Consider the following 9438-nt stretch of genomic DNA (forward strand, 5'->3'; position numbering starts at 1 on the left):
GTAACTTTTTTATGAAAAAATATTTTTGGTGAGTTTTTATTTTATTTATGATTCTGTAAAGACCAGTTTTATCTGAGGAAAGTTATCAAAAAGTAAGGAGATATTTTCCTGAGAAAGTAAAAGCTTGTCTCCGTTTATCTCAAAGTTTACGATGGCATCAGGATAGGTGATCTGAAGGCGGAAAGGGAAAGTATTCGTTTCTTCTTTAGTAACAAAGGTCTTCAAAAATTCTAAAAATTGTCTGTTTGCTAAGGTGTGAGGTACACAAACATTAACCACTCCTTCCTTAAAAAATCTAAAATCATTAAAAGGAGCAAGGTCTTCTACTAAAAGGGTTAAGGAATCCTCATCTCTGTCTACGGCAACTCTAAACCAGAGAATAGATCCTTCGGACATTACAGAAAAGTTTTGTTTGTAAAGATTCGGAAAAACCAGAGCTCTTTCCGAAGAAAACTCGTCTTCTATCGTAAGAATAGCCATCTTATCCCCGTTTTTTGTCTGCTTAAGCTTTATCTCTGAAATCAACCCCAGTAACACTACCTGCGCGCCGTCTTCTACTTGAGAAAGATTTTCTAAGTTGTAAGGGGTAAACACTTCTATAAAACGCCGGAGTCGTTTTACTGGATGGTCTGAAAGATAAAAACCAAGGCTTTCTTTTTCAAAAGCAAGCTTTGTTTCTAAATCCCACTCAGGTACTTCTTCTAAGGTATAAGAAGTAGACGGATTTAAAAGGGTGGCTTGCCCAAAAAGAGAAGAAAATTTGGTTTGGGTGGTAACAGAGAGGATCGAAGGAAGATTATGCATTAGCTTAGCTCTGTTTTGGTCTAAGCTATCAAAAGCACCAGCTTTTATCAAAGCTTCTATAGTTTTGCGGTTTACTTTTTTGGTGTCTACTTTATTGCAAAAATCCCAAAAAGAACTATAAGGACGTTTGTTAATAATCTCGTTTACTGCCTCTTCCCCTACGTTTTTTACTGCTTGAAGCCCTACTCTAATAGCTCCTTGTTCTACAGTGAAGCCTACATCACTTAAATTTATATCTGGAGGAAGAATAGGTATCCCCATTTCATTGGCTACAGAGATATATTTACTTACCTCTTCTCTTTTATCAACCTCGTAAGTAAGGATAGAAGCCATAAAGTAAACAGGGTAGTGGGCTTTTAGATAAGCTGTCTGATAAGCCACTAAAGCATAAGCTGCCGAATGGCTTTTGTTAAATCCGTAGTCAGCAAATTTTTCTATAAGATCAAATACCTTTTGAGCGATGTCTTCAGGAATTCCTCTATCTACAGACCTTTTAACAAACTCTTCTTTTAGGCTTTCCATCAACTCTTTTTCTTTTTTTCCAATAGCACGCCTAAGAAGGTCAGCTTCCCCCAGAGTATATCCAGCCATCACCTGGGCTATTTGCATAACCTGTTCTTGATAAACGATTACCCCGTAGGTTTCTTTTAAAATAGGCTCTAAAAGTGGATGTAGATATTCTGGCTTCCTTCTTCCATGTTTGGTTTCGATATACTGGTCTACCAGCCCACCCTCTAAGGGACCAGGACGATAAAGAGCTAAAACTGCGATAAGGTCGTTAAAGTCGGAGGGTTTAAGCCTTCTTAAAAGGTCTTTCATTCCTTGAGATTCTAATTGAAAGACTCCGTCAGTTTCGCCTGCCCTTAACAGTTCAAACGTTTTGGGGTCATCAAGAGGGATCCGATTTAAATCTAAGTCTATCCCCTCATATTTTTTGATAAGTTTAAGGGTTTTATCTATGATGGTAAGGGTTTTAAGCCCTAAGAAATCAAACTTAATAAGGCCAACAGCTTCGCAGGCCTTCATATCAAACTGAACAACTATTTCATTTTCCTCGACCTTCATCAAAGGAGCTGTCTCTATGATGGGTTTACCTGAAATAATAACCCCTGCTGCATGCTGACTTGCATGTCTTGGAAGGCCTTCAAGTTTTTTAGCCAGGTCAAAGAGTTTCTTTATCTCTTCATTTTTTTGCATAAGTTCTTGAAACTCTGGCCTTTCAAGTTCTTTTTCTAAAGACACATCAATCCCTGGACTTATCATCTTAGCGATAGGGTCTATCTCCTTAGGTTTAAAACCAAGGACTCGTCCTACGTCTCTCACTACTTGTCTTGCTTTTAACTGACCAAAGGTAGCAATTTTAGCGATATACTCTCTCCCATAAGTCTGAGCTACATATTCTATCACTTCATCTCTTCTTTCTTTGCAAAAGTCAACGTCTATATCAGGAAGACTGGGGCGTTCTTTATTTAGAAACCTCTCAAAAAGAAGACCCCATCTGATAGGATCAAGGTTGGTAATTCCTAAGGCATAAGAGGTGAGGGCTCCGGCAGCAGACCCTCTTCCTGGCCCAACAGGTATCCCTTTTGACCGTGCCCATTCTATAAAATCACAAACGATAAGAAAATAACTGGCATAACCTTTTTCGATGATAACCTCTAACTCCTCTTCCAATCTTTGACGATAAACCTCCTTTTCGGCAGCAAGTTGTCCTGTTTCTTCTAACTCAGATAGTCTTTTTTCCAGACCCTCTTTAGCCTTTTTGCTAAAATAACTCTCGGCGGTTTCTCCTTCAGGAACTTTAGCCTTGGGGAAAAGGACTTCTCCTGTTTTAAGTTCTAAGTTTACCTTTTCTAAAACCTCCAAGCTATTGGTAAGCACCTCCGAAGGCAGGTCTTGAAACCTTTGGGCCATATCTTCAGCACTTGCCAAATAGAGCATATCGGTGTTAAACTTGAACCGGTCTGGGTCAGAAAGCTTGTGTCCTGTTTGAATACAGAGCAACACCTCATGAGCCAAAGCGTCTTCTTTGTCTAAATAATGACAATCTGCAGTAGCTACACATTTTATTCTAAGTTTCTCTGCTATCTCTAAGATTTTTTGGTTACAAACCTCCTGTTCTGAAAGACCATTTCGCTGAACCTCAAGATAAAAATCCTCCTTAAACAAGTCTTTATACCACTTAGCTACCTCTATGGCTTTATCAATCTGGTTGAAAAGGATAAGCTTAGGGATCTCCCCTTCTAAACAGGCAGAAAGGGCTATTAGCCCTTCGTGGTGTTTAACTAAAAGTTCTTTGTCTATCCTGGGCCTATAGTAAAAACCTTCTAAATAGGCTTGAGAGGCAAGTTTGATTAAATTTTTGTATCCTACTTCATCTTTGGCTAAAAGAACCAGATGATGCCCTGCCTCTCCGCGCTTAGCAACCTTTTTATCAAATCTGGAATTTTCTGCTACGTAAAACTCGCATCCGATAATAGGCTTTAAACCTGCTTCTTTTAAAGCCTTGTAAAAATGAATAATACCATATAAAGTTCCATGGTCGGTGATAGCGCAGCCAGGAAGCTGATAGTCTAAGAGCCTTTTCACCAAATCTTTAATACGGATAGCACCGTCAAGGAGACTCCATTCAGTATGAAGATGAAGGTGAACAAACTCCCCCATAAGGCTACGTTCAAAAAAATAAACTATTCAGTAGGGGTTAAAAAGAGCTGATTTAAGTCTAAGGGTCTCTGGCCAAGCTCTTTATCTAAATAAAAAAGGGCTTGAGGGTCGTTTTTTATAAGTTTTAGCTTAGAAAGAATGGCCTTAAATGAGGCCTCTTCTTCTACCTGTTCGTTTACAAACCACTGAAGGAAATTATCGGTTGCGTAATCTTCCAGTTTTTTAGCTAAACTTACCAGTTGGTTTATTCTTTTGGTTACTTCTTTTTCGTGATTATAGGCAAACTCAAACACAGCTTCAGGGGAATCCCACTTATTAGGAGGTGCTGGAATTTCTTGTAAAATCACTTTACCATCCCTTTCTACGACAAACTTGTAAAATTTCATCGCATGCATAAACTCTTCTGCTGTCTGAGCCTTCATCCATTTAGAAAACCCATCTAACCCTAAATCGTCAAAATAGGCTGCCATAGAAAGATATAAATACCCTGAATAAATTTCCCACTTAATCTGTTCGTTTAAAGCTGCCTCGATTTCTTTTTTCATAGGAATTTCCTCCTTTTTAGCTTTATATATTTAAACCTTTCTTAACCTTACCGCAAAAAACCCGTCTAATCCGTGTTTATGGGGGTAGGTTCTTAAGTATTTATTTTCTACACAGAGTTCTTTTACTTTTTCTGGACAGGTTTTGCTAAGCACCTTAGCAGGATCTTCCAGCATAAACTCTGGATGGGACTGTAAAAACCTTTCTATTACCTGCTCGTTTTCCTCAGGCTCTAAACTACAGGTTGCATATACCATTATACCACCTTTTTTAAGAAAAGGGGCTAACCCTTCAAGAAGTCTTAATTGCCTTTCTGGAATTTTTAAAAAGTCTTCCTCAGTACGGGCCCATTTAACGTCTGGATGTTTTCTTATCACTCCCGTTCCTGTGCAAGGTGCATCTATTAAAATATAATCAAAAGAAGGAGGTTGCAACTCTTTAAGCTTTTCTACCACATCCCCCACAAATACCTTAGGAAGTTTTAAACCTAATCTTTGAAAATTCTCTTTTAGTTTTTCCAACCTCCATTCATAGAGGTCAAAAGCCCAGATGGTACCTTTATCCTGCATAAGCTCCGCCATATGAGTGGTTTTACCTCCCACCCCTGCACAGGCATCAAGAACCTTAGCCCCTGGTTTGGGATTTAACAAAAACCCTACCAGCTGGCTGGCAGAATCCTGCACACTTATCCAGCCGAAATGATAAGGTTTAAGTTCGGTAATCTTTCCTCTAAACCCCTCTAATATGATACCTGAAGGAGAATAAGGACAAGGTTTAGCTGTAGGAACTTCGTCTTTTTGCAGATAAACCAAAAGACTGTCTCGAGAAACTTTTAAGGTATTAACTCTTATTACTAAAGGGGATCTTTCGTTGCTCGCATGCAGCAAAACCTCAGTTTCTTTTCTCCCAAACCTTTGAAGCCACCTTTTTACCAACCATTCGGGAAAGGAATATTTTACTGAAAGATAATATACCTCATTAAAATCAGGGGGTTCTGGTAAGTTATCTTTATTCTCAAGCACTTTATGTAATACTGCATTTACCAGCCCTCTTATCCAGGCTCCTCTCTTTCTTTCAGAAAGAATTTTAAGACTTTCTGCTATGGCTACTCTTTCTGGGATCCGGGTGTAAAGAAGTTGATAAGCACCTAAACGAAGAAGATTTTTGACCTCTAAGTCCATTTTTTCTAAAGGATGTTCAGAAAACCTTGCAAGGATAAAATCAAGATAATAGAGATGTCTAACCACTCCATTTACCAGTTCACTCACCAAAGCTCTGTCCCTTTCATCTGGCAACACACTTTTAGTAAGAACCTGTGAGAGGACCTCATCTAAAAGAGGTTTCCCTTTTTCCCAGCGAATAAGAATTTTTAAAGCTACTGCTCTTGGGTTGGTTTTCGATAGTCTTGGCATGGTGCTAAAATTATAAAATCGTTATTCCCACTGAAGGGCCATTTGTTTTAAGGTAAAAAGCCTGTCCCTCAAGACCGCGGCTTTCTCAAACTCGTAATTTTTGGCTGCTTCTTTCATTTCTTTTTCTACCCTTGCTATCTCCTGTTTTAGAGCTTCCAAGCTCTCAAAACTTTCAGAGATCTCGATTACCTTTTCTAAATCTACAAAATCCGCCTCAACTATTTTCATAAGAGCATCATCTAAGGATTTTACCACGGTTTGGGGAATAATACTATGTTTTTTATTATATTTCTCCTGAAGTTTACGTCTGCGCTCTGTTTCTTTTACGGCTTTTTCTATGGCAGGTGTTATGGTTTGAGCGTAAAGAATGGCTGTCCCGTTTATGTTTCTTGAAGCCCTTCCTATCATCTGAATAAGACTTCTCTCAGAACGCAAAAAACCCTCTTTGTCTGCATCCAAAATAGCAATCAGAGAAACCTCTGGTAAGTCTAACCCTTCTCTCAAAAGGTTTATCCCTATAAGGACGTCATAAACCCCTCTTCGTAAATCTCTTATTATTCTTGCCCTTTCAAGGGTCTTTAAGTCAGAATGCATATAACAAGCCTTAATACCAAGGCCTTGATAATAGTCTGTAAGCTCTTCAGCCATCCTTTTAGTAAGGGTACACACAAGAACCCTTTCGTTTTTTTCTACCCGCTTTTTTATTTCAAAAAACAGGTCTTCCACCTGATTTTCAGAAGGTCTGATCTCTACCTTAGGGTCAAGAAGCCCTGTAGGACGAATGATTTGCTCTATTACTCTCCCCTGTGCTTTTTCGAGTTCATAGTCCCCTGGGGTAGCAGAGACATAGATTACCTGATTAACCCTTTCTTCAAACTCTTCAAACGTCAAAGGACGGTTATCAAGGGCTGAAGGCAGTCTAAAACCATATTCTACCAAGGTTTCCTTTCTGCTACGATCACCTCGATACATTCCTCTTAACTGAGGGATGGTTATATGGCTTTCGTCTATAAAAATTAAAAAATCATCTGGAAAGTAGTCAAGCAAGGTATAAGGAGGCTCTCCTGGTTTTCTTCCGTCTAAATACCTGCTGTAGTTTTCGATCCCTTTGCAATAACCTATCTCTTCTAAAAGTTCGAGATCATACAAGGTTCTTTTCTCAAGTCTTTCTGCATAAAGATACTGACCTTGCGACCTAAACCATTCAACCCGCTCTTTTAGTTCCTTTTTTATTTCTTTTATGGCTACCTTTAATTTGTCCTCTGAAGTAACATAGTGGCTTGCAGGAAAAATAAGCACCTCATCTACCTTACCTAATACCTTCCCTCTAAAGGGATCTATGATTTTTATCTCTTCTACTTCGTTTCCCCAGAGAGAAAACCTTACCGCACGTTTTTCTTCGTTTGCAGGAAAAATCTCTATTATATCCCCTCTTACCCTAAAGGTTGCTCTGGTAAACTCAAGCTCAGTCCGTTCATAATGCATCGTAACCAGCGCCCTTAACAACTCATCCCGAGAGATGGTTTGTCCGCGTCTTAAATAAAGATGTTTTTGAAAATACTCATGAGGCGAACCTAAGCCATAGATACAGGATACACTGGCAACGACGATCACGTCTCTTCTTGAAAGCACCGCGGCTGTAGCCGAATGCCTTAAACGGTCGATCAACTCGTTGATAGAAGCATCTTTTTCTATATAGGTATCTGTAACCGGAACATAAGCCTCAGGCTGATAATAATCATAATAAGAGACAAAATACTCTACCGCGTTTTCTGGAAAGAGTTTTTTAAACTCATTATAAAGTTGAGCTGCCAAGGTTTTGTTAGGGGCAATCACTAAGGTAGGTCTACCTACTTGAGCGATAACATTAGCCATGGTAAAGGTTTTACCTGAACCGGTAACACCTAAAAGTACCTGATATTTCTCCCCTCTAATAACCCCTTCTACCAACTCTTTTATAGCCTGTGGCTGATCTCCCTTAGGCTCTACCTCAGCTTTTAATCTAAAGTTTGCCTTTTTTCTCTCCATACCCTTCCTACCTGACAACCCTTTAGTTTAACAAAAAACTTCCATCACATCTTCCCTGAAAAGAAAACTCTACCAAACCTTCTCGACAGGTGGCAAAACCAACCCCTTTTACCTGGTTCACCCTATGATATATTCTTTTTACAAGGCTTCTTCTTATCTCTTCTGGTAAATAGATACCACCTTTTTTCTTTTCGCCCTTTTGAAGATAAAGAGCTGTTAATGTTTTAGCTTTTTCAGGAAAGGCTTCTATAAGTCTTTTTAGCGACTGAGGTTTAGCCTTGTAAGTACTTACTACCACATGCTTAACAAAGGGCAATACCTCGGTTAAAACCTCTAAAGCCTCTTCTTCGTTAATCTCAGGAATAATAGGGTCTATTCTAACGATGGTAGGGATTCCTTCTTGAGAGAGAACCTTTAAAACTAAAAGCCTTTCTTCAAAAGGTGGAGCCCCAGGTTCAAGCCTTGCCTGATAAGACTTTGTGGTGATGGTAATGGCTACAGCAACCTTTAGTTTTTTCAAAAGGTCTATATCCCTTAACACAAGGTTTGATTTGGTAATGATGAGCACCTTCAAAGGAAGTCCCTTAATTAGGTCTAAAAACATCCTGGTAGATTTGTAAATTTTTTCTAAAGGTTGATAAGGGTCTGAAGAGTTAGAGAGAGAAATAAGGCTTTCAGGGGGGAGTTTAGGTAACTCCTTTTCTATCTTTTTTAAAAACTCCTTTTTAGGGCGTGGGGAGTAAAAGTCCTTGATAAAGATGCTTGCATAACAATAAAGACACCCATGTCCACATCCAGTGTAAGGGTTTAAAGAATACTTAGGAGGGCAGGTACAAAGAGGGGATTTCCATGGATCAAAGGGAGTAATATATGGCATAGCGATTTTAAATATAAACACCCTAACCTAAAATTCAACCAAGTCATAGTGTTTATTTAATTGTGTCTATTAATGTGGAGTAAAAAAGCCTCTCCTAAAATTAGATATCCTTCAACATCCAACTATACTAAATATACCACCTTACAAACTACATCCACCACAGAAAATACCTCTATCACCTTAGCCCTCATCAAGATATCCTTCATTTGAACCATCTCTCCTTAAACTTCATCAACCCCTGCCTCGCTTCCTCCCTACTTCCCACCCTGTAAATACCTTTTAGGCTCTCTGCTACCCCTTCCTGTCCTTATTCCTCACTTTCCTTAAACTACCCCTCACAGCATGCAGTACACAAAGCTGAGATCTTGCTCCAAGAAATTCTAATTTCACTGCCTCCTTTAGCCCCCTCAATCCGTCTCCTATTACTACCTCTACCCTCTTTAGCCCCCTACCTTTAAGCTCTACCAATACCTCCCTCCAATTAATCGCGCTCCCCAATCCTAACCCGTCTTGCTAAGCTTCTTGGTCTTTTTTACTTGAGAATTTAGGTTCGTATCTGATACCTTTATCACCTGGATATGGCTTTTTATGCCCCCCAATTGAATACCACAGCTCTTTTGGGATCCTGTCAAAGGCTTTGCATTTAAGCATCCAACTGTCTATTAAGTGTTTACAGTTAAGACATACTTCATCCGAAAAAATATTTATACTGACTTCCCAATCATCAAGTTTTATTCCATATTTCCCATCGTCTAATTTTTCAATCATGTAATATAAATCACCAGGCAAACTTTCATAATCAAGCTCACCCTTGTTCAACATTTCAATGACCTTCGTAATGTCCTGAGGTATTTTTTTACTCATCCTTATTCTCCCATTACTAAGAATTTTATCACTGTTTCCTTTATTTCTTCTAAATCTTCATTAGTTAGCTGTAAAAAGGGTCTTGCGGGTATATTTACTTTATGTCCCCTTCCTGCCTTTCCTCATACACCTTATTCGTCCCGCGTTTCAATTCCTTATAGGTAGGCTCAAAACCATGAATTTATAGCCAAAGCTTTGGATGAACTCAAGAGTTTCAATTCCTTATAGGTAGGCTCAAAACAAGAG

General features: G+C 39.0%; 7 protein-coding genes and 1 pseudogene. All 8 read right to left on the reverse strand.

Features of this window, described 5'->3' with window-relative positions; translation table 11 throughout:
• Positions 1 to 45: 45 nt before the first annotated feature.
• Positions 46 to 3468, reverse strand: coding sequence for a DNA polymerase III subunit alpha (gene dnaE / locus H529_RS0101625; RefSeq protein ID WP_022854824.1), 3423 nt, complete (start codon positions 3466 to 3468; stop codon positions 46 to 48).
• Positions 3469 to 3491: 23 nt separating this feature from the next.
• Positions 3492 to 4013, reverse strand: coding sequence for a ferritin (locus H529_RS0101630; protein ID WP_022854825.1), 522 nt, complete (start codon positions 4011 to 4013; stop codon positions 3492 to 3494).
• A 30-nt stretch (positions 4014 to 4043) separates the two neighbouring features.
• Positions 4044 to 5423: a 16S rRNA (cytosine(967)-C(5))-methyltransferase RsmB gene (rsmB, locus tag H529_RS0101635; RefSeq protein ID WP_022854826.1), complete on the reverse strand. Its 1380-nt coding sequence runs from the start codon at positions 5421 to 5423 to the stop codon at positions 4044 to 4046.
• Positions 5424 to 5444: 21 nt separating this feature from the next.
• Positions 5445 to 7451 carry an excinuclease ABC subunit UvrB gene (gene uvrB, locus H529_RS0101640; protein WP_022854827.1) on the reverse strand — a complete coding sequence of 669 codons (2007 nt, stop codon included), beginning with the start codon at positions 7449 to 7451 and terminating at the stop codon, positions 5445 to 5447.
• 22 nt (positions 7452 to 7473) lie between these two features.
• On the reverse strand, positions 7474 to 8349 hold the full coding sequence (locus H529_RS0101645; RefSeq protein WP_245540261.1) for an SPL family radical SAM protein: 876 nt from the start codon (positions 8347 to 8349) through the stop codon (positions 7474 to 7476).
• 270 nt (positions 8350 to 8619) lie between these two features.
• Complete coding sequence (locus H529_RS11405) at positions 8620 to 8826, reverse strand: transposase (protein WP_081642238.1); 207 nt, start codon at positions 8824 to 8826, stop codon at positions 8620 to 8622.
• 15 nt (positions 8827 to 8841) lie between these two features.
• Positions 8842 to 9192 carry a hypothetical protein gene (locus H529_RS09730; RefSeq protein WP_022854831.1) on the reverse strand — a complete coding sequence of 117 codons (351 nt, stop codon included), beginning with the start codon at positions 9190 to 9192 and terminating at the stop codon, positions 8842 to 8844.
• A gap of 2 nt (positions 9193 to 9194) precedes the next feature.
• A pseudogene (locus H529_RS12145) lies at positions 9195 to 9314 on the reverse strand (phage virion morphogenesis family protein); the annotation flags it as partial.
• Between the last annotated feature and the right edge of the window lie 124 nt (positions 9315 to 9438).

Origin of the sequence: Thermodesulfobacterium thermophilum DSM 1276 (genome assembly GCF_000421605.1) — a bacterium.
GTDB lineage: Bacteria > Desulfobacterota > Thermodesulfobacteria > Thermodesulfobacteriales > Thermodesulfobacteriaceae > Thermodesulfobacterium > Thermodesulfobacterium thermophilum.

Excerpts from the sequence above, each read along its gene's own strand:
- dnaE (WP_022854824.1), bottom strand. The coding sequence starts at position 3,468 with ATGGGGGAGTTTGTTCACCTTCATCTTCATACTGAATGGAGTCTCCTT.
- H529_RS0101630 (WP_022854825.1), bottom strand. The coding sequence starts at position 4,013 with ATGAAAAAAGAAATCGAGGCAGCTTTAAACGAACAGATTAAGTGGGAA.
- rsmB (WP_022854826.1), bottom strand. The coding sequence starts at position 5,423 with ATGCCAAGACTATCGAAAACCAACCCAAGAGCAGTAGCTTTAAAAATT.
- uvrB (WP_022854827.1), bottom strand. The coding sequence starts at position 7,451 with ATGGAGAGAAAAAAGGCAAACTTTAGATTAAAAGCTGAGGTAGAGCCT.
- H529_RS09730 (WP_022854831.1), bottom strand. The coding sequence starts at position 9,192 with ATGAGTAAAAAAATACCTCAGGACATTACGAAGGTCATTGAAATGTTG.